This is a genomic window from Glutamicibacter sp. MCAF14 (assembly GCF_052114325.1).
Classification (GTDB): Bacteria; Actinomycetota; Actinomycetes; order Actinomycetales; family Micrococcaceae; genus Glutamicibacter; species Glutamicibacter arilaitensis.
In genome coordinates this window covers 40,938-67,333 of sequence record NZ_JBFREO010000001.1, presented here as the reverse complement: position 1 = coordinate 67,333, position 26,396 = coordinate 40,938, and the positions used below count along the sequence as shown (strand labels likewise).

The 26,396-nt window shown below is 59.9% G+C and carries 24 protein-coding genes and 1 tRNA gene; 12 read left to right on the top strand and 13 right to left on the bottom strand.

Features of this window, described 5'->3' with window-relative positions; genetic code table 11:
• Position 1: 1 nt before the first annotated feature.
• The 7 genes from pknB to AB4Y71_RS00295 are packed head-to-tail and all read right to left on the bottom strand — an operon-like array spanning position 2 to position 9,266.
• A complete protein-coding gene (gene pknB, locus AB4Y71_RS00325; RefSeq protein WP_134778988.1) occupies positions 2–1,924 on the bottom strand; it encodes a Stk1 family PASTA domain-containing Ser/Thr kinase in 1,923 nt (640 codons plus the stop codon).
• Entirely contained in the window at positions 1,921–3,726 is a 1,806-nt protein-coding gene (locus AB4Y71_RS00320) for a protein kinase domain-containing protein (RefSeq protein WP_441717144.1), read from the bottom strand. The genes pknB and AB4Y71_RS00320 overlap by 4 nt, the downstream gene beginning before the upstream one ends.
• Positions 3,723–5,186: a peptidoglycan D,D-transpeptidase FtsI family protein gene (locus AB4Y71_RS00315; protein ID WP_441717142.1), complete on the bottom strand. Its 1,464-nt coding sequence runs from the start codon at positions 5,184–5,186 to the stop codon at positions 3,723–3,725. The genes AB4Y71_RS00320 and AB4Y71_RS00315 overlap by 4 nt, the downstream gene beginning before the upstream one ends.
• Complete coding sequence (locus AB4Y71_RS00310) at positions 5,183–6,580, bottom strand: FtsW/RodA/SpoVE family cell cycle protein (RefSeq protein WP_134778985.1); 1,398 nt, start codon at positions 6,578–6,580, stop codon at positions 5,183–5,185. Before AB4Y71_RS00310 ends, AB4Y71_RS00315 begins: the two co-directional genes overlap by 4 nt.
• Positions 6,577–7,971 carry a PP2C family protein-serine/threonine phosphatase gene (locus AB4Y71_RS00305; RefSeq protein ID WP_441717140.1) on the bottom strand — a complete coding sequence of 465 codons (1,395 nt, stop codon included), beginning with the start codon at positions 7,969–7,971 and terminating at the stop codon, positions 6,577–6,579. The genes AB4Y71_RS00310 and AB4Y71_RS00305 overlap by 4 nt, the downstream gene beginning before the upstream one ends.
• 3 nt (positions 7,972–7,974) lie before the next feature.
• On the bottom strand, positions 7,975–8,454 hold the full coding sequence (locus AB4Y71_RS00300; protein WP_013347434.1) for an FHA domain-containing protein FhaB/FipA: 480 nt from the start codon (positions 8,452–8,454) through the stop codon (positions 7,975–7,977).
• Complete coding sequence (locus AB4Y71_RS00295) at positions 8,451–9,266, bottom strand: FhaA domain-containing protein (RefSeq protein ID WP_441717139.1); 816 nt, start codon at positions 9,264–9,266, stop codon at positions 8,451–8,453. The genes AB4Y71_RS00300 and AB4Y71_RS00295 overlap by 4 nt, the downstream gene beginning before the upstream one ends.
• 283 nt (positions 9,267–9,549) lie before the next feature.
• Here AB4Y71_RS00295 and AB4Y71_RS00290 point away from each other — a divergent pair.
• Positions 9,550–9,633 (top strand) — tRNA-Leu (locus AB4Y71_RS00290).
• 84 nt (positions 9,634–9,717) lie between these two features.
• On the opposite strand, the gene AB4Y71_RS00285 is transcribed toward AB4Y71_RS00290, so the two are convergent.
• Entirely contained in the window at positions 9,718–10,173 is a 456-nt protein-coding gene (locus tag AB4Y71_RS00285; protein ID WP_441717138.1) for a DUF523 domain-containing protein, read from the bottom strand.
• A 78-nt stretch (positions 10,174–10,251) separates the two neighbouring features.
• Here AB4Y71_RS00285 and AB4Y71_RS00280 point away from each other — a divergent pair, with 78 nt between their 5' ends.
• Positions 10,252–10,788 (top strand): YdeI/OmpD-associated family protein, encoded by a 537-nt coding sequence (locus tag AB4Y71_RS00280; protein ID WP_441693466.1) that lies wholly within the window; start codon positions 10,252–10,254, stop codon positions 10,786–10,788.
• On the opposite strand, the gene AB4Y71_RS00275 is transcribed toward AB4Y71_RS00280, so the two are convergent.
• On the bottom strand, positions 10,777–10,938 hold the full coding sequence (locus AB4Y71_RS00275; protein WP_441717137.1) for a hypothetical protein: 162 nt from the start codon (positions 10,936–10,938) through the stop codon (positions 10,777–10,779). The genes AB4Y71_RS00280 and AB4Y71_RS00275 overlap by 12 nt on opposite strands.
• Positions 10,939–10,947: 9 nt before the next feature.
• A complete protein-coding gene (locus AB4Y71_RS00270; protein ID WP_441717135.1) occupies positions 10,948–11,997 on the bottom strand; it encodes a LacI family DNA-binding transcriptional regulator in 1,050 nt (349 codons plus the stop codon).
• 150 nt (positions 11,998–12,147) lie between these two features.
• Between AB4Y71_RS00270 and uriH the strand changes: the two genes are divergently transcribed.
• From uriH to AB4Y71_RS00225, 9 genes are all read left to right on the top strand, one after another.
• On the top strand, positions 12,148–13,119 hold the full coding sequence (gene uriH, locus AB4Y71_RS00265) for a uridine-preferring nucleoside hydrolase UriH (protein ID WP_134778979.1): 972 nt from the start codon (positions 12,148–12,150) through the stop codon (positions 13,117–13,119).
• Positions 13,120–13,206: 87 nt separating this feature from the next.
• Positions 13,207–13,905 carry a dienelactone hydrolase family protein gene (locus AB4Y71_RS00260; RefSeq protein ID WP_287041644.1) on the top strand — a complete coding sequence of 233 codons (699 nt, stop codon included), beginning with the start codon at positions 13,207–13,209 and terminating at the stop codon, positions 13,903–13,905.
• Between the two features lie 55 nt (positions 13,906–13,960).
• The gene (locus AB4Y71_RS00255; RefSeq protein WP_038992696.1) at positions 13,961–14,392 is read left to right on the top strand and encodes a universal stress protein; all 432 of its coding nucleotides are present in this window, start codon (positions 13,961–13,963) and stop codon (positions 14,390–14,392) included.
• A gap of 87 nt (positions 14,393–14,479) precedes the next feature.
• Complete coding sequence (locus AB4Y71_RS00250) at positions 14,480–15,196, top strand: LysR family transcriptional regulator substrate-binding protein (RefSeq protein WP_441717133.1); 717 nt, start codon at positions 14,480–14,482, stop codon at positions 15,194–15,196.
• A 42-nt stretch (positions 15,197–15,238) separates the two neighbouring features.
• Entirely contained in the window at positions 15,239–16,027 is a 789-nt protein-coding gene (locus AB4Y71_RS00245) for an enoyl-CoA hydratase/isomerase family protein (RefSeq protein WP_134778976.1), read from the top strand.
• Between the two features lie 14 nt (positions 16,028–16,041).
• Positions 16,042–16,707: an alpha/beta hydrolase gene (locus AB4Y71_RS00240; protein WP_134778975.1), complete on the top strand. Its 666-nt coding sequence runs from the start codon at positions 16,042–16,044 to the stop codon at positions 16,705–16,707.
• Between the two features lie 9 nt (positions 16,708–16,716).
• Positions 16,717–17,616: a PfkB family carbohydrate kinase gene (locus AB4Y71_RS00235; RefSeq protein ID WP_134778974.1), complete on the top strand. Its 900-nt coding sequence runs from the start codon at positions 16,717–16,719 to the stop codon at positions 17,614–17,616.
• Entirely contained in the window at positions 17,617–18,411 is a 795-nt protein-coding gene (locus AB4Y71_RS00230) for an HAD family hydrolase (RefSeq protein WP_102598810.1), read from the top strand. It begins immediately after the preceding gene.
• The gene (locus tag AB4Y71_RS00225) at positions 18,408–19,139 is read left to right on the top strand and encodes a glycerophosphodiester phosphodiesterase family protein (RefSeq protein WP_441688311.1); all 732 of its coding nucleotides are present in this window, start codon (positions 18,408–18,410) and stop codon (positions 19,137–19,139) included. Before AB4Y71_RS00230 ends, AB4Y71_RS00225 begins: the two co-directional genes overlap by 4 nt.
• Here AB4Y71_RS00225 and AB4Y71_RS00220 read toward each other — a convergent pair.
• The gene (locus AB4Y71_RS00220; RefSeq protein ID WP_441717131.1) at positions 19,136–20,113 is read right to left on the bottom strand and encodes a hypothetical protein; all 978 of its coding nucleotides are present in this window, start codon (positions 20,111–20,113) and stop codon (positions 19,136–19,138) included. The genes AB4Y71_RS00225 and AB4Y71_RS00220 overlap by 4 nt on opposite strands.
• A 92-nt stretch (positions 20,114–20,205) precedes the next feature.
• Here AB4Y71_RS00220 and AB4Y71_RS00215 point away from each other — a divergent pair, with 92 nt between their 5' ends.
• Entirely contained in the window at positions 20,206–23,388 is a 3,183-nt protein-coding gene (locus AB4Y71_RS00215; RefSeq protein ID WP_441717129.1) for a beta-phosphoglucomutase family hydrolase, read from the top strand.
• Positions 23,389–23,481: 93 nt separating this feature from the next.
• Here the strand turns inward: AB4Y71_RS00215 and AB4Y71_RS00210 are convergent, their stop codons facing one another.
• On the bottom strand, positions 23,482–24,888 hold the full coding sequence (locus AB4Y71_RS00210) for a sugar porter family MFS transporter (protein WP_441717127.1): 1,407 nt from the start codon (positions 24,886–24,888) through the stop codon (positions 23,482–23,484).
• A gap of 213 nt (positions 24,889–25,101) precedes the next feature.
• Positions 25,102–26,385 (bottom strand): uracil-xanthine permease family protein, encoded by a 1,284-nt coding sequence (locus AB4Y71_RS00205; protein WP_441717125.1) that lies wholly within the window; start codon positions 26,383–26,385, stop codon positions 25,102–25,104.
• Positions 26,386–26,396 lie beyond the last annotated feature (11 nt).

Here is a 26,396-nt window from a genome sequence, read left to right as displayed (position 1 = left end):
GCTAACGATCGTTTCCGTTTTCCCGAGGGGGACCTGGGCGATCCGGTGGACCATTTCCGCTGGACGGTGGCGAATCTTCGCCGCTAGGTGAAGATTCCTCGGTCGAATCATCGGATTCTTCCGAGTCCGGGGATTCGCTCTCGGGCGGCGATGATTCTTCGGTTGGCTCTGGCTCTGGCTCTGGAGCCTTAGCCACCGAAATCTTCACTAAGCTGCCCTGGGGGACATCCTCGCTGGCTGCAGGTGACTGCTTGAACAAAGTGCCTTCCGCATAGTCAGCGGTTACGACCTCATCGAACTGAGCTTCCAGCCCGATGTCTTCAGCGCCAAGCTTTTCTTCAGCTTCCTTGCGGCTCATCTCGGTCACGACCGGAACGGTCACCATGCCTGTAGAAAGTATTAGATCAACTTCGCTGCCGGCCTTTACCTTGGAACCCAGCTCGGGGGTGGTGCCGATGACCCAGTCGGTTGGAATAGTTGCCGAGTTCTTGCGGCTGACTTCACCAACCTCCAAGCCTGCCTCACGCAGAGCATCGCGAGCAGCGGTCTCCGACTGGTTCGCCAGATCCTTAGGGATCGTGCGCTGCTCGGAACCGTCAGAGATGAACAAGGTCACCGTGGAGTCCTTGGAAGCCATGGCGCCTTCTTCAGGCTCGGTGCGGGTTGCCTTGTCCTGCTCTACATCATCGCTGAATTCATGTTCCACACGCACCTGGAAAGTGGCGTCGCGCAACGCGGCCCGTGCATCATCTTCAGTCATTTCCAAGACCTTGGGTACGGCAACCGGTGCCCGCTTCTCGGCCTCGGTTTGAATCGAGCGAATCACCAAGAAACTTGCGATACCAACAGCGAGCAAGGCAATGATGGTCAGCAAGATGATCAAGCCGCGATTGGACTTGTGGCGCCGCTCGGATCCATGGGCTTCTTCTTCGGCGAAAACTGGATGCTGGCTGGTGTGCGGAGCTGACTGCGCAATGAAACTGGTCTCAGTCTCGCTGTGCGTGCCGTAGATCGGCAGAGTGTAGGTGGATGGCGCTGATTGCTCATCATGGAATTCAATGCCGTTCAGCGCGTCTTCCAAGGCCGCGGCAAACGCTCCGGCGGTTTGGAATCGATCATCGCGTTCCTTGGACAGAACCTTGGAAACGATTGGGTCGAAGATCGGATCAACGCCGTCCTTGACGTCGCTGAGGGTCGACGGGATTTCGCCAACATGCTGATATGCGACCGAAACCGGTGAATCACCGGTGAAAGGAGGCTCCTGGGTCATCAGCTCATAGAACAAGCAGCCAACGGAGTAGATATCCGACCGGAAATCGACCTGTTCACCACGTGCCTGCTCAGGAGAGAAATACTGGGCAGTGCCAACCACGGCAGCGGTCTGCGTCATGGTTGCCGAAGTATCCACTGCTCGCGCAATGCCGAAGTCCATCAACTTCACGTGACCGGCATCGGTCACCATCACATTGGCAGGCTTGATGTCACGGTGGACAACATTTTTATGGTGCGAATGGTCCAAGGCATCGCACACGCCGCGGGTTACGTGAACTGCGAAAGCGGCATCAATGTCCCCCGAAGCAATAACCTGCTTCAGGGTATGGCCGGTGACGTATTCCATGACCATGAAAGGCAAGCGATCACGGTGGAAATCGGTGGCCGGAAGCTCGCCGGTGTCGTACACCGAAACGATGTTAGGGTGGCTCAGGCCGGCAACAGCCTTGGCTTCACGGCGGAATCTATTGACCACCATCGGGTTGCTGGCAGTGTCCGGGCGCAGCACCTTCACGGCGACCTTGCGCGAGAGGACGTGGTCGGTGGCCAAATATACATCTGCCATGCCGCCGCGGCCAATCAGCGATTCGATCTCATAGCGGTCATTGATCAACCGTGGCAAGCCGGGAGGCAAAGCTTCATTGTCGCTCATGGGGCTTCGCTTTGCTCCGGCTTTGCAGCTTCTGGGGATTCAGTTGCCGTCTCCGAAGGGGATTCGGATTCTTCGACTTCTTTTGGTCCGGCGGAAATATCCAAAGTCACCGTGGTGCCAGGCTCTACTTCGCTTTCGGCAGCAACATCCTGTTCAAGCACGGTGCCGGCTACCGAAGGATCATTGCGTTCCTCGCCCTTGGCTACAGCCAAACCGGCATCCTGGATGCGCTTTTGCGCAGCTTCAAAGCTCATGCCGGTCACTGAAGGGACGGCAACGGTTTCAGGAGCCATGGCGTACGTGATTGAAATGGTTTCGCCCTCTTCAACACTGCCAGTTGGGTTCAGCGAGATCACTTCGCGTGGCTCGTACTCGCTGGTTTCCTGCGGAGTCGAGTCAACGACCAGGCCCTTGCCCTCGAGTTCAGCTGTCACGGTGTCGATATCCTGGCCAACCAGCGAAGCCGAAACCTCTACGTAGGTCACGGTTTCACTGGGCGTCGGGGAAGAAGACTCGGAAGTTTCTGAGGCCTCGGTGGTTTCTTCCGAAGGTTCAGTCGTTTCCTCGGTAGGCGAGGGCGATTCAGAGAGTTCGGTGCTCTGGGTAACCGAAGCAGTAGGTTCGTTGTCCTTGTCGCTGCTCATGGCAGGGATCAGCCAAGCCAGCAACGCAATCACTGCGGCCAAAGCGATGATGACAATCAGCGGGATCAGCCAAGGGCTGCGCTTGGAGGCAGGTTCCATGGCTGGATCCTGGGCATCCACGTCTTCGTCATCGAAGCCCTCAGCGGCACTTGACCCGGAGAATCCACTGGAAGCGCGAGCAGGTTCCACCACGGTCGGCATGGCGTTGGTCATCGTTGGCGCGGAATCAGCACGCGGCACCACCTGGGTGGAGTCGTTATCCATGTTGACCACTTGGGTAGCGTCATCGGAGATTCCGGTGGCCAGCATGCCAGGCACAGCTAAGGTCGCGGTGTTGGTATCACCGGAGCGCAGCGCATCGGCAGCCTTGGCCAGTGCGGTTGCGTCCTTCGGACGGTCTGCTGGGTTCTTGGCCAGCATCGACATGATCAGCTGGCGTACCGGAGCCGGAATGGTATCTGGCAGTGCCGGGGGAGCATCGTTGACCTGTGCCAGGGCAATGGCGATTTGGGACTCGCCGGTGAATGGGCGACGTCCTGCCAAGCACTCATAGCCGATGACACCCAGGGCATAGATATCCGAGCTGCCGGTGGCCACCTGTCCGGTGGCCTGCTCGGGTGCCAGGTACTGGGCGGTGCCCATCACCTGTCCGGTGGCGGTCAGCGGAACCTGGTCGGCCAGTCGGGCGATGCCGAAGTCGGTAATCTTCACGACGCCCGAAGGCATGACCAAGATATTCCCGGGCTTCACGTCGCGGTGCACCAGGCCGTGCTCGTGGGCTGCTGCCAACGCGCGGGCGGTCTGCGCGATCAGCGAGAGCGTACGATCGACCTCGAGCTTGCGTTCACGCTCGATGATGGTGGACAGCGGCGGTCCGGGAACAAGCTCCATCACCAGGTAGGCCGAACCCTGTTCTTCGCCGTAGTCGAAGACGCCAGCGATGCCAGGGTGGTTCAGCAATGCAGTGTGGCGGGCTTCCACGCGGAAACGCGTCAGGAAGCTCTCGTTATCGGTGTATTCCTCTTTGAGGATCTTGATGGCGACCAGACGTCCAAGGACCTGGTCTCGTGCTTTCCAAACTTCGCCCATGCCACCGATCGCAATGCGATCGGTCAACTTGTAACGACCGCCCAAGGTGGTGCCGGTTACTGGCCTCACTTGTTGAACACCGCCTCTAACATCGTCTTCATAAGTGCACCAACCGTGTTGTGGCCAGTGTTGTAATCTACGTCTTGAATATTGACCGTGATGGCAACCTGCGGATCATCGGCCGGTGCGAAACCGGTCATCCATGAATTCACTATGCGTGTTCCGTCTTCAAGCGGAGGCCGCTGTGCGGTGCCGGTCTTGGCTCGGAAATCAACGCCGGGAACGCGGGCATTCATGGCGGTACCGTGCAGGACCGGGCCTTCCATCAGCTCGGTAAGCTGTTCGGCGACCTCCGGAGTGGTGGCCGTGGAGAACTTCTCCGGCTTTGGATCTTCAATGACCCGAAGGTCCGATGCAATGACCTTGTCAATCATATTCGGCTTCATGATCACGCCGTCGTTGGCGATGGCCATGGCGGCCATGTTCATCTGCAGTGGAGTTGCCTTGTTGTCCCATTCTCCGATGGCCATCTTCGCCATCTCTGCTTCAGAGGCCTCGGCCGATGGGAACTGGCTTGGGACAACATTCTGCGGGATGCTCAACTGCTGGCCGTAGCCGAAGCGTTCAGCGACCTCAGTGAAGTCCGCTTTCCCGACCGTCTGGCTGATCTCGATGAATGGGGTGTTGCAGCTCTGGGCAAAGATGAACTCGAGCTTCGCGCGGGTGTCGCGTGCACAGATGCCCTCGCCGAAGTTGTTCAGCGGTGTATTCGTATGCGGATAATTCTTCGAGACCGGGTTGTCGATGGGGGTCTCCATATCGAACTTGCCGGATTCCAAAGCCGCGACGGTGCTGATGATCTTGAACGAGGAGCCAGGGGTTACCAGATCACTAATGGCCGGGTTCCGGTAGGGGCTCAGGCCGTCAATGTTGCTGATTTCCTTCAGGTTCGCAGCAGCCTCCGATGTCGAGTGCACCGCCAACTGGTTGGTGTTGAAGCTTGGTTTGGAAGCCATGGCCAGGATGTCGCCGGTCTTCGGATTGGTCACGATAATCGTGGCCTTCAAATTATCCGGGATCGCATCGAAAGCGGTCTTCTGCAGCTGGCCATCGATGGTCAGCTCAACGGACGCACCTTCGGAACGGGTTCCGGTGAACATCGCCGATAAGCGGTCGAAGAGCAGATCCGAACTAGTACCGGTCAGCCAGTCGTTCAACTGCGACTCGAGCTGGGTGGTGCCATTCGCGAGGGAATAGTAGCCAGTCAGATGCGCGTAGGTTTCGGGGTCGTTGTAGACACGCTGGAACTCGAACTGGCCATCATCGGTTGGAACCGATTCGGCAATGGGCTTGCCATCAACCAGGATCGCTCCGCGCGGCAAGTCGAATTCACGGAAGAGCTGGCGCTTGTTCAGCGCGTTTTCCGAAAGCGACTCGGCATCGAAGAACTGAATGTAGCTCAGTCCACCAAGACAGATGATGAACAAGGTGGTTAGCGCAACCCAAACGCGTTTGATTGCATGATTCACTTCTTGGTCACCACCTTGGTGCTATTGGTAAAAGTCGTTTGAGCGGATGCGAATTCATCGGTTGGTCCTACTACGCCAGTCTTTGGGCGGCGCGAGTTATGGGAAATCAGAAGCAACAACGAGATGATGATCCAGTTTGCCAGCAGTGAGGAACCGCCAGCGGCCATGAATGGCGTGGCCAAACCAGTGAGCGGGATCAGCCGGGCGACGCCGCCGATGATCACGATGCACTGCAGACCCAGGGTGAATGACAGGCCGGCAGCCAAGAGCTTGCCGAAGGTATCAGCCGAACCCAATGCGGCACGCAGTCCGCGGGAGATCAGCAGCATGTAGAGCAGGACGATGGCAGTCAGGCCGATCAGGCCGATCTCTTCACCGAAGGAAGCGATGATCATATCGGAGTTGGCCAGCGGCACGCGGTACGGCGAACCAGCGCCCAGGCCCGTGCCGAACAAGCCGCCGTCAGCCATGCCGAACAAGCCTTCAACGATCTGCATGCTCCCACCCGTGGCCTGATAGATCGCCGGATCAAAGGCATTGAGCCACACGTCGAGGCGGCGGGTTACGTGGCCCATCGTCAGTCCGGCGACAATGCCGCCGACGACAACCATCAATGCGCCAATGAGCACCCAGGAAATACGGGCGGTAGCCACATAGATCATCACGATGAATAAGCCGAAGAACAGGATCGCGGATCCAAGGTCACGCTGGATTACCAGCACGCCAATGGACAGCAGCCATGCAATAACCATGGGAGCCATATCGCGCAGGCGTGGCAGTTGCAGCGGTCCGAACTTGCGCCCCGCCATCAAGATCAAGTCGCGGTTCGATGAGAGATACCCAGCGAAGAAGATCGACAAGGTGATCTTCGCGAGTTCACCTGGCTGCATCGAGAAGATGCCAATGCGAATCCAGATGCGGGCGCCGTTGATGGTGACACCGAGGTTTGGAATCATCGGAAGCAAAAGCAGGAACACTGATGCAAGCAGGGCAATATATGTGAAGCGCCGCAAGATGCGGTGATCCTTGATTGCCCACAAGACTACGCACGCAATGACGATGGCAATGGCAGTCCAAAGCAACTGTCGAGCCGACTGTGAAGTGCCTTTTGCCAAGTCAATTCGGTGAATCATGGCTAGCCCAAGTGAGTTCAAAGCCACCGTGATGGGAAGTATTGCCGGATCGGCATATTTGGCGAAGATACGCAGCAGCACGTGGACCGTCAGCGCCAAAGCCGACAGAATGCTGATCTGCACGTAGAAGTCGGTGTTGTCCACGCCGTCGGTCGAGCTGCCTACTAGGTAGAACGCTGCTCCGCCGACGCACAGGGCCAGAAGCACGAGCAATAGCTCGAGATTGCGCCGTGGCACCGGTGCAGTTTGCACTTCGGTCATTGCATGATCTCCTGGCAGTAGGCGGGCAGGTTGGTTGAGGCATCGGAATCAGTAGCTCCGGGAACAGTGACCGGGCAGTTCTGCTTCGCGGTGACCAAAAGTTCCTGGATGATCATCTGGGCATGCTGTTGGTTCTCTGCCGAGATGGTCGATTCGACGCGGTGGCGTGAATACTCCGGCAAGGCCTCCAATGGAACCTTGCTGACCGTGGCGACTTCAGAGAGCGAAATGGGTCCAAGCTCCTGGGGGACGCCCTTGTAGATTGCGACCTTGCCGTCTACCGTTCCAACGAAATACTGGGTCTGGGTCCACATATAGCCCCAGACGCCCAAGGCGATGACCAAGAATGCCGTAAAGGTCAACAGGATCGGCATTAGCCAACGACGTTGCTGGGTTGGCGTATCCAAAGGATCCAGGACTTCACCAGCGGCAGGGGAGCGGTGGGTCAGCAAGGCTGCGGCACGGCGTTCCCCGGTGTGCTGGGTGACCACAGGAATCTGGCCGGTCTGCGTTGCCAGTTGTGCGGCGCCCACCAGCAGGTGCGGACGCTGGGAAATCTCGTGGCGAAGCAGCGAGGCGCTGGCTTCAACGTCGCCTTCGGCGGCAATGGTCAGCTGGCCGGTATCCGGCGCGGGTTCCTGCTCGGCAGGTTCTTCACCTTCGATGACCGAATCTTGGACCACTTCGAACATCACCACGGTAACGTTATCCGGCGCACCATTTTTCAAGGTGATGGCAACCAGATCATTGACCGCTTCGTCCATGTCCGGAGTGCTGCGGATGATCTGTTCGATCACGGGAACGGGTACCGCGTCGGTCAGCCCGTCGGAGCACAGCATCCAACGTTCCCCAGGTTCTGCCTGGAACTGGTCGACATCCAGCTCCGGCGAAGCATCTGAGTCGCCCAGCACGCGCAGCAGCACGTTCTTGTGGGGGTGGACTTCGGCTTCTGCGGGCTTGATGCGGCCTTCATCGACCAAACGCTGAACGAAGGTGTGGTCTTTGCTGATTTGTTCAAAGACACCGTGCTTCAGCCGGTAGGCCCGGGAGTCGCCAATGTGCGCCATGTGCAGGGTATCGCCCGAGAGCAGCAGAGAAGTGACAGTGGTTCCCATGCCGGAAAGCTTGGGATTGGCGCCAACGAGTTCATTGAGCACCAGATTGGCTGCCTGGATCTCATCTGGAAGGGCGTTTTGCGGATCTGCTGTTTCATCGTGGTCAAGGTGCACCAGATCAAGCACGGTAGAGGCCGACGCGACGTCACCGCCGACGTGTCCGCCCATGCCATCGGCGAGTACTGCAAGGTACGCGCCAGCATAAGCGGAATCGTCATTCTTCTTGCGAACCCGGCCCACATCGGATTTCGCAGCGAATTTTAGTTTCAGGGCCATAGGCTAGGACTTCAATTCCATGACAGTCTTTCCGATGCGGATTCGCTGGCCGGGTTCCACGGCCTGGGCACGTGAGAGCTGGCTGTCGCCCACAAAAGTTCCGTTGGTCGAACCGAGGTCTTCAATGAACCAGCGCGAGCCCTGCGGGAACAGTCTGGCATGGCGCCCGGAAGCATAGTCATCATCAAGAACGACGGTGGCATCCTGGGCGCGGCCGAACAAGATCGGCTGGCCGCGCAGCGGAATGCTGCTGCCAGTCAACGGGCCTTCCACAACTTCTAAAGTGGTGGCGGCCTTGCGGGCAGGCACTTCTGGTTCAGCTAGCTCTGGGTTCTTCTTCAGTTCCCGGGCACTGGGCTTGCCGGTGCGGGCACGTGAGCCGATGGCCAAATCGCGACGCATTGATCCGACGACGCTCAAGACCAGCAACCAGATGAGGACCAAAAAGCCCAATCGGAACAAGCTTAGAACCAGATCGTTCATGCGCGGCCTCCGTTGTTTGCGGTAATCAGTCGAAAGACGATTTTTGTCTGTCCGATGGTAATGATCGAACCGTCAAATATACGGGTTTCTTCCGAAATCTTCTTGCCATCTACGTAAGTACCGTTGGTGGATCCCAAATCGGTGACGACAAAGCTGGTTTTGCCACGGGTCTCTACCCGAACATGCTGGCGGGAAACACCCGAATCATCCACTGGAATATCAGTGCTTGCCGAACGGCCCAACACGATGGAATGGTGATTCAACGCGAAACGCTGTCCGGCGACCTCCAAGATCGCCTGCTTCTGCATTGGCTTATTGGGGATTTCAGCAATCGGACGCACCGTTGGACGTGGCTGTGCGGTTGTCTTCGGAGCAGCAACAGGTGCTGCTGGTGTGGTTGCCGGCCTCTTCGCCGGTGCTGAGGCCACTGGCCGCGCGCTGGATTCCTTGACCGAGCTGGCAATTTCCATTTCGCCAGGCTTGAAATCATCCTTGGAAACGAAATGGATCATGACATCGCCACGAACTGAGTAGTCCTGGGCGACCGCATGCTCGGCGGTGACCTTTGCCATCTCATTGACCACGCCGCGGCCCCATCCCTGGGCGGTGTTGTAGTCCTTGGAGCTTAATGAGACGACGAAGTCATTGGCTGCGAGGCTGCGGCCTTCGCTGATCGGCATGATGCCGCGGTCCATCTCATTGCGTATGGCGGTAGTCAGTTCGACTGGCTTGAGATCTGCGGTGCTGGTGCCACGAAAGAAGCTAGTGACGACCTTCTCTAAGCCGCGTTCGACATTGTCGAGAAAGCCCATTATCCGTGCTCCTTTCCTTAGGGTCCATGGCTGGTTGGCGGGAGGCTGCATCCACCCTGACCAAGCTGCGAACACAGAACTTCATAATCGATCTTACTGTTTTCAGCTGTGCAAATGCCGAAAAAGCTTCGAGGAACTCAAGTGCATCAATATCAACGATAAATGCCGAAAAAGGTTCCTTGTGTGTCGCTAACCACAATCAGGGGTTTCGATTAGGCGAACGGAAAATGTATGTGTAAGCTATTTCTTGTTGCAAAGAACGAATGCAGCAAAAAAAGAATATGCGCGAGTGGCGGAATTGGTAGACGCGCTGGCTTCAGGTGCCAGTGATCGCAAGGTCGTGGGGGTTCAAGTCCCCCCTCGCGCACAAATGGAAAATAGCCTCTGATCTTCGGATCACGGGTTATTTTTTCGTTAAAAGTGAAACTGAATCGTTACCTTCCAAGGTGTGTCAGAGTGCCGAACTTCCGCTGACAGTGACGCCGCGGCGCTTGAGCAGCGCAGCAAGCACTCCATCGCCTTCGACGAGCTTTCCGGAATGCGTGCCATCGTAGATGCGTCCGCAGCCGCATGAAGGACTGCGATCTTGCAAAATCGCTTCGGTGATCCCCTCGCGCTGAATGACAGTCACGACTTTCTGAGCACCGTCAATAAACTGATTGCTGACATCTTCACCGTTGATATCAATAACTGCAGCTAGGCCGTCCAGTACCGCTTGGCCGTCGCCCCCGACGATTTCTGCCGGTGGCCGGGGCGTTGGGAGATTTCCAAGCTCTTCGGCGCAAAGCGCGATGGCTTCGTTGCGTTCCACGGATTCGAGAATTTCCGGGTCGGTTTTAGCCTTGCCGTTATATCGGCAAGGAATGCCAGCCAGGCAGGAGCTAACGAGTTTCCAGCGGTGAATCACAACAGCAGTATAGCTAGAGGCACGTGCAAGGCTTCTGTGCCATAGACTGCCCTTTAAGCAGTGGAGAGGGGAATTCTGATGGCGGTATCGAATGAAGAAATTGAATTGCGTGGCACAGTTGACCTGGTCAATGAGCGGAAGATCCTGAGGTTGGAGCAGGAATCCAGTGATAAATTGCCAAGCCGCGGCCAGGTTGCGGTGGAGCTGCTTTCAGCCCATGAAGGCCACACGATTGTGGTTGATCCCGACGGACGTCGAGGCCATTGGCTGGCCCTTGATAACCCGGGGATGCCCCAGCTGCCAGCTGAGGCAGGCGAACAGGTGCTGCTGACCGCACGGGTGGCCGGCACCTGGCCGGAAACGAAGATTCCGCAGGATTTGGCTGGTGCCTTGGATGAAGCTGACGATCTAGAACAGATGTGGGCCGGTCTGACTCCGATGGCACGGTGGGAATGGGTGCGCTGGGTTGGTGCCACCAAGAACCCGTCTACCCGCGAACGCCGGGTGGAGGTCAGTATTTCCAAGCTGCGCGACGGCAAGCGCCGCCCGTGCTGTTTCGATTTGTCATCCTGTACCGATCCAGAGGTGGCCAAGGGCGGAAAACTAATCCAATAGCGGCAAGCTGTGTACGGCTGACTCTATTTCGGAACCCGAAGGATCTTCCGGCCCGGTGATCAGGCTCAGCGCTCCGCTGGAGATCACGACTAAGCCCAGAGCAACGAGCAAAGCGATGACGGCGGTGACCTTGGCGGGCCATTTACGCATGTTCACTAGTTAGTTTCCTTTGTTGTTCAGTGTCGATCCACGAACAATCAACGAACTTGGCAGCATGCTCTGCAGCGGATCAGGAGTCTTGCCGTCCAGCAGCGCACGCAATTTCAAGGCGGCCTGGCGTCCGCCTTCTTGGGCGTTGAGCTGGACCGAGGTGATAGAAGGGTTGGACGTCGCTGAATAGGGCAGGTCGTCGAATCCGGCTACCGCAAGCTGCTGTGGAATGCTGATCCCCAAGTGGCGGGACGCGTGCAGCACGCCAAAGGCATGGTTGTCGGTGGCGCAGCCCAAGGCGGTGACTCCGGAATCACGCCACTGGGTCCAGCGCTGGGTAAAGACGGCTGAAGCCGCGGTGACATCAATCATCGAGCTGGCAACAGAAGATGGCAGCACCTTGATCCCGTATTCGGCTGCGGCAGCCAGGAAAGCTTCACGGCGCACTGCCAAGGTTTCGGTGCCAGTACTGGCATCAAGATAGGCGGCCCTAGTGTGTCCCTGTGCGGCAAAATGCGCAACGACCTCTCGAGCGCCCTGGGCAACATCCATATTCACCGCTGGAATCCGAGGATCGATGCCCGGAGCATCCAGGGCTACCAGCGGAAGGTTGCTGGAAATTTCTTCAAGGAAGTCCTGGCTCGGGGCGTGGACCAGCAGGCCTGCCGGGCGAAGGCCCATGATCTTCCTGGTTTCACTGGCGCTGGGGGAGACGCCTGCGTCGGTGACCGAAAGCAGCAGCTGGTAGTCGCTGGCCAGAACCGAGCGCACCCCGGCGATGACCTTGGCGAAGAACGGGTTGGAGATATCGGGGGCCACCAAAACCACCAGCGAGCTGACACCTTTGGCCAGCGAGCTGCCGATGCTGTCAACGAAGTAGCCCAATTCGCGGATGGCTTCACGTACGCGCTGTTCATTGACGGCAGATACGCGGCCCGCTGACTTTCCGTTGGCCACAAGTGAAACAGTTGCGGTGGAAACGCCGGCATGTTCGGCGACCATCGCTGCGGTGACGCGACGTGGAGCGCGCGAGTTGCCGGAGTTCTCACCATTGTTCATGGCTCTATCGTAGTCGGAAACGTGATGCGCGACAGCTTTCCGTTAAGCGCTTGACGGTGGCGTGCAGACGCGAAAGAATTATCAAGGGATAATAATCCACCCTCCACGACTAAGCTGCCGGCGCTCAGCTGGCAGAGCGAAAGAAGATCCATGACCCAGGACAATACTGCCCCGCGCAAGATCATTTTGGACTGCGACCCGGGTCATGACGATGCGGTGGCAATGATTCTGGCGCACGGAAATCCGAAAATCGAGCTCTTGGCCGTGACCACCGTTGCCGGTAACCAGACCCTGGACAAGGTCACCACCAACGCACTGGTTGTGGGCACCATTGCCGGCATCACCGGCATTCCCTTCGCCGCAGGCTGCGCCCGACCGCTGGTGCGCGAGGTGGAAACCGCCGGAGACGTCCACGGGGATTCTGGAATGGACGGCCCGGCGCAGCCCGAATCAACGATCGAACTCGATGAGCGCCACGCGGTGGATGTCATCATCGATCTGGTGATGAGCCACGAGCCAGGTGAAATCACCTTGGTGCCCACCGGCGCCTTGACCAATATCGCGTTGGCGGCACGCAAGGAACCACGCATCGTCGAGCGCGTTCGCGAAGTGGTGCTGATGGGCGGCGGCTACCACACCGGCAACTGGTCGGCAGTGGCTGAATTCAATATCAAGATCGACCCGGAAGCGGCTCACATCGTCTTCAACGAAGCCTGGCCGGTGGTCATGGTCGGACTGGATTTGACCCACCAGGCCTTGGCAACCGCCGATGTCGTGCAGCGCATTGAGCAGATCGGCACCGGGCCTTCGCAGTTCGTACGCGAACTGATGGACTTCTTCGCCCAGGCCTACCGTGATCACCAGGGCTTCGACGCTCCGCCGGTCCACGACCCGTGCGCCGTAGCGTACGTGATCGACCCGGACATCGTGCGAACCGTCAAGGCACCGGTCAGTGTCGAATTACGCGGCGAGCTCACCTTAGGAATGACCGTCACCGACTTCCGCGCACCAGCATCCGCCGACTGCAATACCTCGGTGGCCGTGGACCTGGACCACGAGGGGTTCTGGAACCTGGTTGTAGATGCCCTGGAGCGTATCGGCGAGGTCACAGCCGGGAAATAGAACAACTTGGGCGCAATGTGGGGCAGGTCAATGCCAATCTCACCCAGACCTGCATAAACTGGAAGCACACGCACAGCAGGAGGCACCATGGCGGACAAGACCCCGCATCAGAACGTGACTTTCCCTTCTTCAGGCGCGCAGGCGCACGGTTATCTAGCCGTTCCCGAATCCGGCAAGGGTCCGGGGGTCATCGTGATCCAGGAATGGTGGGGACTGACCGACCATATCCGCGACGTAGCAGACCGGCTGGCGGCCCTGGGCTTCGTAGCGCTGGCCCCGGACCTCTACGGCGGATCGATCACTCATGACGGCGAGGAAGCTGTGCAGATGATGTCCCAGCTGCCTGAAGCCAAGGGTGCGCAGCTGCTGAGCGGCGCGGTGGATTACCTGCTGGCCAGCGATCACGTGACCAGCGAAAAACTGGGTACCATTGGCTTCTGCATGGGCGGCGGCTTCGTGCTGCAGCTCGCTGCGCAGCAAGGCGAAAAAATCGCTGCCGCGGTGCCGTTCTACGGTGTCGGCCAGGGCGTGCCCAACGATTTTTCCGGTGTCCGCGCAGCCATCCAAGGCCACTACGCGAACTTCGACCAGATGTACCCGCCGCAGCAGGCCAAGGCGCAAGAAGAGCAGATTCGCCAGGAATCAGGGGCGGAAGTCCAGTACTTCTACTACGACGCCGACCACGCATTCCACAACGACGAGAATCCTGCCGGCAATTACGATCCCGAGCAGGCTGCCGTCGCTTGGCAACGCGCCGTGGACTTTTTACAAGCTAAAGTGGCCTGAAGGCCATAAAGTGTTACCCATCACTTAATGCATGACTCATATAAAGGAGAACAATATGTCTGAAACCATCATCGTAGGCGTCGACGGTTCCGAAACCGCACAGCGCGCTGCCCGCCGGGCTGCAGAACTCGCCGTCAAGCTCGACGCTGACCTGGTGGTCATCACCGCTCACGCATCGGATAACACCGAGGTCGTCTCCATCGGTTCCGATACCTGGATCCTGGACGATGCAGAGCAGGCCCGCAAGCTGGCCCAGCGCGTTGCCAACGACGTGAAGAACGCTGTTCCAGGCGTGAAGATCACCGCTGCTGCCGGCCACGGCAAGCCAGGCGACGTGCTGATCTCCGATGCAGAAGACCGCAAGGCTTCGATGATCGTTGTCGGTAACGTAGGCATGAAGGGCCTGGGCCGTGTGCTCGGTTCCGTAGCTTCCTCGGTTGCCCACTCGGCACCGTGCGACGTTCTGGTCGTCAAGACCGACAAGTAAGTCTCCCAGACTTCCCAAGTGCAGGCGGGCACCGATTTCTCGGTGCCCGCATGCACTATTTAACCCGGCACAGCGTAGGCTTAACCCGTGCAAAAACTTTCAATCGCCTACCAAACCGGCGTCACCCCAGGCAAATGGATAGACCGCTTCGTTGAACGGTATCCCGCCGTAGATTTGAAAGTCTGGCGAGAAGACGAGGGGCAGATCCTGGACCTGCTGGCCACCGGGGAAGCCGATGCGGTTTTCGTGCGCTACCGCGGGGAATCACCCAAGGACGCAACAAGGCACGTCATCCCGCTTTATGAAGAGCTGGAAGTAGTTTGTGCAGGCAAAGACCACGACGTGGAGTACTTCGAAGAATCGGTTCCCCTGGAAACCGTCGAGTCCTTCCCGCAACTTGATTTGGCCGACTACCCGCTATCGACCGGTGGCATTCCGGTAGCCATGGAAGTTGTCGCTTCCGGAGCCCAGGTGCTGCGCACCCAGCAGTCCATTGCCCGGCTCTTTGCGCGCAAGGACGTGGTGGTCCGCTTCATTGAAGACGGTTCGCCAACGCAGGTTGGCATCGCGTGGCCCTCGGCGGCCGAAGATACGACCCTGCTTGAAGAGTTCATCGGAATTGTCCGCGGACGTACCGCCAGTTCTTCGCGGCAGACTTCGGTGCGCAACCAGGAGCAGAAGGCCAAGCGCATCAATGAGCAGAAGAAGGCCCAGGCCAAAGCTCAGGCTAAGGCAAAACAGCAGGCCAAAAGCTCATCGAAGAAGCCGCAGGGTGCCAAAGCGAAGCCACGCAAACACCGCTGAGAATCCAATAGGTGACGCGCGTTACGTGAGAGAGTTAGGGGTATGAAACAATTCGATACCCTCAGCCTGAGCACCCAGGGCTCGGCCCTCATCGTCACTGTCAACCAGCCAAAGTCGCTGAATGCACTGGCCAAGGAGGTCGTCAACGACCTCGAGGCTTTCCTGGACTGGTTCCAGGGCACCGGTTTTGAATACCGCGGCGTGATCCTCACCGGCGCGGGGGAGAAATCCTTCGTCGCCGGCGCCAACATCGTGCAGCTGCGCGAAATGGACCCGGAAGCGGCGCTGGCCTACGGCCGCCAGATGCACGCGGTCACCGAACGCTTGGAGAAGCTGCAGGTCCCAGTGATCGCCGCGGTCAATGGCTTCGCCTTGGGCGGCGGTTGCGAACTGGCCCTGGCTTGTGACTTCATCTATGCGTCTGAGTCGGCCAGCTTTGGCCAGCCAGAAGTCAACCTCGGCCTGGTTCCAGGCTTCGGCGGGATGGTCCGCCTGCCACGCCGCGTAGGTAATGCGATGGCCAGGGAACTGATCTTCACCGGACGACGGATCAAGGCCGCCGAAGCACTGCGCATTGGCCTGGCCAACCGCGTGGTTCCTGCCGGGGAACTGATTGACCAGGCGGTAGCGGCCATCGAGGAAGTCGCCAAGGTCGCGCCGACCGCCGTGGCCAATGCCAAGAACGCGCTGATGGACATGGATGGACTCAATACCCACGACGCCTTGCTGGTTGAGGCAGACTCCTTCCAGCAGGCCTTCAAGACCGCTGATTCGGTGGAGGGCCGTGCCGCGTTCGTGGAAAAGCGCGCTCCGCAATTCCCGGGCAACTAGCCGAAACATCAGCAATGCACTACGGAGCGCACCAAGACCAATACCTGCAGTTCTACGAACCGCAGCACATCACCGCTGCAGGCGCTGTGATGATCATCCACGGCGGATACTGGCGCGAAAAGTACACCGCTGAACTTGGCGTGCCGCTGGCAGAAGATCTCGCTGCCCGCGGGATCCCTGCCTACAACCTCGAATACCGGCGCGGGCCGGGCAGCGCAGCGCAAATGCTGGCCGATGCCCGGCTCGCGCTGGGCCTGATTAAGGAAGAAGGCCCGATCACGCTGATCGGGCATTCGGCCGGAGCCCAACTGGCCTGCGTGCTGGCCGCTCACGATGAACGCGTTTCGCAGGTGATCAGCCAGGCCGGGGTGCTGGACCTTGAAAGCGCCCAGCACCTGAAGCTCAGCGATGGTGCGGTGGACCAGATGCTCGCAGGCGCGTCATTGAGCGCCTACAGCCCGGTGGAATTATGGCCTATGCGCGCCCGTGTCGTAATCTTTCATGGACGGGATGATGCCGATGTTCCGTTGAGAATTGCCCGCAGCGCAGCGCAAAAAGCCGCCGCACTGGGACAGGAACACAGCTTCGCACTGTTCGCCGGCGATCACTACACGTGGATCGATCCGCGCAGCAGCCAATGGGCCGCCTGCGTACGCGCGCTGTCCCCACTGCACTACTGAAGGAGCAGCATGAACCCGACCGTGATCGGCGAGGCCCTCGTTGACGTCTTGGCCTCCGGCATTGCCCCAGCCCAGGAGTTCGTTGGCGGCAGTCCGTTGAACGTCGCGGTTGCGCTCTCCCGCCTGGGCTACCCGGGTACCCTGATTTCTCGTTGGGGCGCCGACGACAAGGGCCGGAAAATCGAGGAATACCTCAAGGACAATAACGTCGCCTACCTCGGCGGCGCCGATGACGAGGCCACCGTGATCGCCCATGGCATCCTGGATCCGGCTGGCGGTGCGGCCTTCGCTTTCAACGCCTACTGGCAGATGCCGACCATTGGCCCGGAACTGGCCCAGGACGCCGAGCTGGTGCACACCGGCTCCATTGCCACCTTGTTTAGCCCCGAGGAACTGCTGCCGCTGCTCTCGGCCGCACGCACCCACGCCACCATCAGCTATGACCCGAATCTGCGCCCATCGCTGGTCACTAATCACGCCCAGACCGTAGCCGAGGTTGAACGATTCGTCGGCCAGGCCGACGTGGTGCGGGTTTCCGGTATCGACCTGAAGTGGCTGTACCCGATGCGCTCGGTGCGCGATTCAGCCCGCGCCTGGCTGGATATGGGGCCGGCGATTGTCGTGTCCACCGCCGGATCCCAAGGATCGTGGGGCGTGGTGCGGGCCGGGGATGCCGAATTCACTTCGCCGTCCGTTGAGGTGACCGACACCGTGGGGGCCGGGGATACCTTCACCGCCGCGCTGCTGTGCTGGCTGGCCGAGCACCAGATGATTGGCGCGGGAAACCGCGAGAAGCTGAACCAGCTGAAAATCTCAGAGCTTTCGCAGGCCTTGGAATTCGCGGCGATGGCCGCCGCAGTGACCGTGCAGCGTGCCGGGGCGAACCCGCCGCGCCGTGAGGAGCTGTAGATGATCAAGCTGATCGCCTCGGATCTGGATGGCACCATCGTTTCGCAGAATGGAACCATTTCCGAGCGCACCAAGCGCGCCTTCATCGAAGCGCGCGACTCGGGCATCCAGATTGTCTTTGTTACCGGACGCCCCTTCCGCTGGCTCACCCCGGTCATCGAGTCCTTCGGCGGGCTGGGCAAGGTCATCTGCTCCAACGGCGCGGTGCTCTACGACTTGGAACAAGATGAAGTGATCTGGTCGCGCACGCTCAGCGCAGCCACCGCCCGGCGGGCCACCGAAATCATCTTGGAGCTGGAACCGCAGGCCTCCTTTGCCGCCGAAACCACCAAGGGATTGCACTTGGGTGATGGTTTTGCCGACCGCCATCACAAGTCGGGGGTGCAGGCAGTATTGGATCTGGCTAGTGATTCCATTGATTCCGAGGGGATCGTGAAGTTCCTTGCCCGTTCCAAGACCATGCCCATCGACCAGTTCTATGCCTCGGTGCAGCCGCAGCTGGCAGACCTCGTAGAAGTCACGCACTCGGCCTTTGACGTATCGTTGCTGGAAATGTCGCGGGTGGATATCCATAAGGCCACGACGCTACATGAATACTGCCAGCGCTTGGGCATCACCGCCGATGAAGTGATGGCTTTTGGCGATATGCCCAATGACATCGAGATGCTTGAATACGCAGGCCACGGCTACGCGATGGCCTCCGGGCATCCGGCCGCACTGGCCTCCGCACGCTTCCGCGCACCAGCCTTGGCTGAGGACGGGGTAGCCCAGATCATCGAGAAACTGCTGAAATGACCTACGCCTTCTCGCACCGCGGGGTACGCACCGGGAATGAAGAAAACACGCTGATTGCTTTCCAGCGCGCCGTAGATCTGGGAATCACCCATCTGGAATCGGATGTGCACGCTTCGGCCGACGGCACCGTCTACCTCTTCCACGATGAAACCCTGGACCGGGTCACCGACGCCAGCGGGAACTTCAACGACTGCACCGATGAGCAGCTGGCTCAGATCCGCGCCGGTGGGCAGCCGTTGTGCACCCTCGATGCCCTGCTCGATGCGTTCCCGCAGGCCACACTGAACCTGGATGTAAAAGACGAGCAGGTCATCGGACCGCTGGCCGCGCTGATTGAACGCAGAAAAGCCCACGGGGCCATTGCCCTGGCAGCCTTCTCCACGGCACGCAGCGCCGCGGTCAGCCACCTGCTCTCGGCACCGATACGGCGCTCGCCGGGACAGCGTGAACTGGTGCTCATCTGGCTGTGCGCCCACCTCTTGGGCTGGGTGCCCAAGCGGATGCTGGCTAGCTACTGGGCCGTGCAGGTGCCGTTGAAGCAGGGCCCGCTTCCGGTGGCGACCCGCCGCTTCATCAAAGCGGTCCATCGCGCAGGAGCGCAGGTGCATGTGTGGGTCATCGATGACGAACCGACCATGCGGCTGTTAATGGACCGCAAGGCCGACGCCATCATGAGCGACGACGCGGCCTTGCTGGTGCAGGTTCTCGGTTCTCCCGCAGCTGGCTAGGAAAGATCCAGGGTGTCCAGCACGGTCGGGGCATTTTCCTGCAGTCGCTCATCGCTGACATCCAGCAGCAGGCGCAGCCAGGTCTCGTGCTGCGACAGCGGTGCTACCAAGCAGGCTGGATTGATCAGGTCGTAGAGTTCATCTGGTGAACCGTAGGCAGCGAACTGGTCCAGGTACGCGAAGAGCGCCTTCATCACGCGCTCATCGCTGGTCTGGCAATCCCACGCCTCGCACATGGCGGCCAATGGGGTATTGAGCGAGGAGAACGGATGCGCCCAGTGCGCCGACGCCAAATTCAGGATGCGGCCGTGATCGTCTGGCTCAGCTGGCACCACTACTTGGGAAAGGTCGAAGTTTCCATGCTCCAGGCTCAGCGGAACCGGCCCTGAATGCAACGTGGCCGCGGCCTTCTTGAGCGTATCGATGTGCGAAGCCATCTTGTCCGCACTGGAGCCATCCACATGCAGGGGGTGGGAAGAATCCAGCGACACATGCATGGTCAGGGCTTGTTCGTACTGCTCAGGCAGGAACTGTGGATCCACCACGGTTACCCCTGAATCGAAGAATTCTTCTTCACGGCCCATCAGTGCGACCTGGAAGGAACCGAGCGAGGCCATGGCCAGCTCCCAGTTCTCCACCGTGTCACCCAGATCGGCCAGGGTGTGGCCGTAGTCCGGGCTGAGCATGTAGCCAGCCATGCGGTCGATTGCCAGCGGCATGACGACCCGATCAGGCAGCAGCGTTCCGGCAGTCACGGTAGTCGCCGCTTCGGAGGTCAGTCCAGGAGCGTTGGCGCTGAAGATCAGATCAGCGGCATCGGTCTGGACTACAGCTTGGATCTGGTGCAAATTGGCAGGCCAGAAATCAGGTCCTGCGGTGCGTTGGATGCCGTAGGCCTCGCACGCAGCATCGATCCACTCGGCGGTTGCTTCACGCCAGTCATCGGAATTCCATACATCTATCCACTGAGCCACATTCTTATCGTAGTATGTCGAAGCAAGCGCATTCAGTTGCTACGGTAAGGAATACGGCCCGCAGTACGCACCCAAGTCGAAGGATTTCGATTGTGAACGCATTTCGTCCCGAGTACCGACACCGTGATTACAAAGCTGTCCTCTTTGATCTGGATGGCGTGATCACCCCTACTGCGTTATTGCATCGCAAGGCATGGGAAGAACTCTTCACCGCTTATTTCAGCGAGCATCCGGGCGTGTCTGCCTACACGTCTGAGGATTACTACAACTTGCTCGACGGCCGGCCGCGCTATGAAGCGGTGGCCGCAATCCTTGCATCCCGCGGCATCTCATTACCGCGCGGAAGCGAAAGCGATCCTGCCGGGACCAACAGCATTTGCGCCCTGGGCAATATGAAAAACGATAAATTCACCCAGGTCCTGCACCGCGACGGAATTGAACCCTACGCGGGCTCGCTGGCGTACCTGCAGCAGGTCCTGGATGCCGGGCTGAATGTGGCTGTGGTTTCTTCTTCCCGCAATGCCCGTACGGTGCTGAAGGCCGCCGGGCTTGAAGAGCATTTCCCGCTGGTAATCGGTGGGCAGGAGGCTGCCGCCCGCGGTCTAGCGGGAAAACCGGCTCCGGATACCTTCTTGGCTGCCGCGGCGGATCTGGGCTGGCGCCCCGAGGAGTGCGTGGTCATCGAAGATGCCACCAGCGGGGTGGCCGCGGCGCGTGCGGGCGGCTTCGGCGTCGTCGGCGTGGCACGTGAAGACAACGCGGCGGCACTGCTGGAAGCCGGCGCTGATTTCGTGGTCGAGGACCTCTCGGAGCTGGTTTCCGAGCAGGCGGTGAAAGCTTGGGAGGAGGACCCCTGGTCCATCGCCCGCACCGGGCACCGCGAGAGCAGCGGCGCTGAAGATACGGTCTTCTCCTTGGGAAACGGCTTCCTAGGTTCACGTGCGGCACAGCTGGGCCTGGGGGATCAAAGCGGCGGTACCTTCATCAACGGGCTGCATGAGGTCTGGCAGATCCGCCACGCGGAAAGCGCCTTCGGCTTGGCTGAAACCGGCCAGACGATGATCAGCGCCCCGGACTTCCGGACCTTGCGGGTATTCATCAATGATGAGGCGCTGGAAGTTGGACGCACCGAAATGCTGCGCGATGACCTGCGCCTGGACTTCCTCGATGGCACCTTGAACGCGCATACGCTGTGGCGGACCGCTGAGGGACACCGGATCGAGGTCAAGGCCCGCTCCATGATTTCCTTTACCGACCGGCATTTGGCGGTGCAGGATATCCATGTGCGGCTGCTGGATGCTCCGGCGCGGGTGCTGATCCAGTCTTCGGTGATTGGCTACCGCTCAACACGCACGGTAGCTTCCCCAGAAGAGACCGATGCCGGGGGACCGGTTGATCCGCGCAAGAGCGAAGAAGCCAGTGCCAATCCGCTGAATCCTGCCGGAACCTTTGCCGAGGACGCCCGGCTGGGTATCTCCTATAAAGTGTCCGGTTCTGGCATGAGCATGGCGGCGATGGTGGAACACCAGGTGGCCATCACCGGTGGGGCGCAAGCTGACTTGTCGATTTCCCGCAAGGCAGCCGATGAACGTGCGGATGAGGTGATCAGCACCCGGCTGGGAGCTGGCCAGGGCGTCCGCGTTTCCAAGTTCGCGGTGTACCACTCCTCCCGCCGCCACCCAGCCCAAGAGATGCTCTTGCGCTCGGAACGTGTCTTGAAGCATCTGGTGCCACTGGGTATCGACGAGCACTTCCGCACCCAGCGCCGCTTCCTTGCCGATTACTGGGAGCGCAGCGATGTGCAGGTGGACTGCGATGACCCGGCGCTGCAGCGCAAGATCCGTTGGAACCTGTTCCAGCTCGCCCAGGCAGCTGGTCGGGCCGATGGCCTGGGGATCAGCGCCAAGGGCGTAAGCGGCAATGGATATTCCGGGCATTATTTCTGGGATACCGAGATCTACGTGATGCCGTTCTTGACCTATACCAATCAGCAATGGGCCCGCAACACCCTGCGGGCCCGCGTTTCGATGCTCCCTGCAGCCACCCGCCGGGCGCGCACCATGAACGAAGCAGGGCTGCTTTTCCCTTGGCGGACCATCAACGGTGAAGAAGCCAGTGCCTACTATCCGGCAGGTACAGCCCAGTACCATATCAACGCCGACGTGGTGTATTCGCTGAACCGCTATCTGAGCGTGATGGAGGATGACGAGTTCCTGCTCGCTGGTGGCGCGGAAATTCTGGTGGGTACCGCACGCATGTGGGCATCCTTGGGATTCTGGCGTGGAGAGCCCGGTGATGAACGGTTCCATATCCACGGTGTCACCGGACCCGATGAGTACACTGCGGTAGTCAATGACAATCTCTATACCAACGTGATGGCCCGGTTTAACCTGCGCCGAAGTGCTCAGCTGCTGACCGAGATGGCGCAGGAGCGTCCGCGTGACTACGCGCTGCTGGCTGACAAGTATGCGCTGGAAGAAGAGGAAATCCTGCTGTGGCTTAAGGCCGCGCACTGCATGCATATTCCGTATTCGGAATCAGTGGGAATCCATCCGCAAGATGAGCATTTCTTGAATCGCGAGGTCTGGGATCTGGAGAATACCGCCGCGGATAAGCGGCCGCTGCTGCTTCACTACCACCCGCTGGTGATCTACCGTTTCCAGGTGATCAAGCAGGCTGACGCGGTGCTGGCCTTGTGGTTGCGCTCCAGCGACTTCACTGCCGAGCAGAAACTCGCTGACTTCAACTACTACGATCCGCTGACTACGGGAGATTCGACTTTGTCAGCCACGGTGCAGTCCATCTTGGCAGCCGAGGTCGGGTACCGGGATCTTGCTTTGGAGTATTTCGAGCATGCGCTGAACGTGGATTTGGACAACCTGCATGGAAACACCGCAGACGGCGTCCATGTGGCTTCCACCGGTGGTGTGTGGTCGGCGTTGATCTATGGCTTTGCCGGGTTGCGCGATGACGATGACCGGCTGTGCTTCGATCCGCGCCTGCCAGAAAAGTGGCGGTCGCTGAGCTTCAGCCTGGGCTGGCGGGGGATGCGGATCGCGGTCGAACTCAGGGCCCGCTCCATCGAGTTCACCTTGCAGGGCGACTTCTCGCGACCGATCTGGGTACGCGGTGAGCAAATCGACCTGCAACCCGGGCAGGCTCTGGTGGTACCGCTGCCTGACCAGGGACCGGCACTGGAAGGCCGGCCAAGTTTGGATCATGTGCTGTCCTTGCAAAGAGTTGCCGGCGTCGAAGTGCCCAAGAAGGCCTGGTAGACCCAGCCTGTGCGGCAAGAGGGAGGCCAAGAACCGATCCGGTTCTTGGCCTCCCTCTTTGCGTGCAGTGCCCGCTAGGGGCCGCGTTGCCGCTTAAAGCGTCATTTCCTCGAGCTTGCGCCCCTTGGTTTCCTTGACTAGGAAGATCACGAAGACCAAGGAGAGCAGGGCGAAGAAGGCATAGATGCCGTAGGCCAAGGCCAAGCCTGCTTCTGCCAGGGCCGGGAAGGAAGTGGAGACGATGAAGTTCGCAATCCACTGCGCAGCGGCGGCTACGCCCAGCGCCAATGCGCGGATGGAGTTCGGGAACATTTCGCCCAGGAGCACCCAGACAGCTGGCCCCCAGGTCGCGCCGAAGCCGACGACGAACAGGTTGGCTGCGACCAGTGCGACGATGCCCCAGCTGCCCGGAAGCTCGACGGCACCGTTGGTGGTGACCGACTGGGCAAAGGCGACGGCCATCATGCCCAGTGACACGGTCATGATTGCCGAACCGATGGCCAGCAGCAGCTTGCGGCCGATCACGTCGATCAGCAGCACGGCCACGATCGTGGCCACCACATTGGTGACCGAGGTGATCAGTGAAATGGTGAAGGAGTCGGACTCGGCGAAGCCCACGGACTTCCACAGGGTGGTGGAGTAGTAGAAGATCACGTTAATGCCGACAAACTGCTGGAAGACCGATAGCAGGATGCCGGTCCAGACCAGCGGGTGGAACCCGAAGCGGCCGAGCAGGTCCTTCAATACCTGGCGGCGTTCAATGTGCACAGTAGCTCGGATTTCTTCGATTTTGGCTTCGGTTTCGGTGCCGGCCTGCATGCCTATATCGCGGGTGAGCACGGTGGCGGCTTCCACGTAGCGGCCACGCTCAACGAGATAGCGCGGGGATTCAGGCAGGCGCAGGACCAGCAGGCCATAGACTACGGCCGGAACGATCAGCGAGAGGTACATCCAGCGCCAGGCGGCCAGGCCGAACAGGCCGATGGCATCCGCGGAGCCCATGACGAAGACGAGCAGGGCGCTGACGAGGAAGGCCACGAAGATGCCCAGCACGATGGCCATCTGCTGCATGGTGCCCAAGCGCCCGCGATGGGCTGCTGGGGAAACTTCGGCGATGTAGGCCGGGGCGATTACCGAGGCGAAGCCCACGCCGATGCCGCCGACAATGCGCCAGAGGATCAAGTCCGCAACGCCGAAGCACAGCCCGCAGCCCAGGGCCGAGATGAGTAGCAGCACCGATGCAATGAGCATGGTGCGCACGCGGCCCACGCGTTCGGAGACGACGCCGGCCACCCAAGCGCCCACGGCTGCGCCCAGCAGGGCGCAAGATACGGTGAAACCGATGGTCACTGCGTTGAGCCCGAATTCGTGCTCGACAGCGTCCACGGTGCCGTTAACGATTGATGAGTCATACCCGAAAACAAACCCACCCAATGCCGCGCCGAGGGCGATGAAGATGAGCCGTGCGGATAGTTTTCCGTCTGATGTAGTCGCAGTCACAAATAGTCATGCTATCGGATTCGACCCCACCAACAATGGCCAATTTTGGCTTTTGAATGGGAGATGAATCACATTTTGGAAGGAGTCCTTACTTTAACTTGCCGTGAGCCGCTTCCGGCTCCGGATCTCTTCCCACACCAGTGGGGGAATTCAAGCAAAAAGGCCGGCCGCCGCCACGATTTTTCGTGACGGCGGCCGGCTGGATGCATTTGATTACTGCTTCGCAGGTTTCTGCGAGTCGGCCAAATCATTTCCGCGCGCCTTGGCGACAAGGCTCATGACGTGGAAGACCACCAAGGTCGCGATCGAGCCCAGTGCGATGCCGCCGAGCTGGAATTGGCCGAAAGCGATCTCCTTGGTTACCGCGATCGCGATGATCAGGCCGGTGCCTGCGGTCATCAGGTTGATCGGGTTGCCGAAGTCCACCTTCGCCTCGATCCACAGGCGGGCACCGACGATGCCGATCATGCCGTAGAGCACGATGCCCAAGCCGCCGATGACGCCCACCGGGATGGTGCCGATCAGCGCGCCGAACTTCGGCAGGAAGGCCAGGGCCATCGCCACAATCGCCGCCACCCAGTAGGCCGCAGTGGAGTAGACGCGCGAGGCGGCCATCACCCCGATGTTCTCGGCATAGGTGGTGGTGGCCGAACCGCCGCCGAATCCGGCGAGTACGCTGGCTGCCCCGTCGGCCATCAGCGCGCGGCCGTTGAACTTGGACAGGTCGCGGCCGGTCATCACGCCTACGGTGCGCACGTGGCCGATGTTCTCGGCAATCAGCACGAACACCGCTGGCAGAAACATCAGCGCAGTATCCAGGTGGAAGGTCGGGGTGTGGAATTCAGGCAGGCCGACCCAGGCAGCCTGCCCGACGGCCGAGAAATCAACCTGGCCCTGGACCAGAGCCAGCAGGTAGCCCAGCACCAGACCCACCAGAATCGACAAGCGGCCCAGCAGGCCCTTGAAGGCCACCGTAGCCACCACGGTGAAGATCACGGTCAGGAAGGTGGTCAGCGGGAATTCCTGCATCGGTGCCAGGGTCGCACTGGCCAGGTTCAAGCCGATCAGCGCAACGATGGTGCCCATGACCACCGGCGGCATCAGGGTATGGATCCAGCCGGTGCCGGTCTTCTGCACGATCAGCCCGACGATAAACAGCAGCGCACCGGTCATCACGATGCCACCTAAGGCACCGGACATGCTGTGCGACTGGGTGGTCGAGATGACCGGGGCGATCATCGCGAAGGAAGAGCCCAGGTAGCTAGGTACCCTGTTCTTGGTCATCAGCAGGAAGATGACGGTGGCCAAGCCGGTGAACAGCAAGGTCGTGGTCACCGGGAAGCCGGTCAGCGTCGGCACCAGGATGCTGGCGCCGAACATCGCCAGGATGTGCTGGGCGCCAATGGAAATGGTCTGCGGCCAATGCAGCCGCTCATCCGGGGCGACAACCTCACCGGGGGTGATGGTCTTGCCGTTGCCGTGAATGCTCCAACTCATGAATTCCTCTT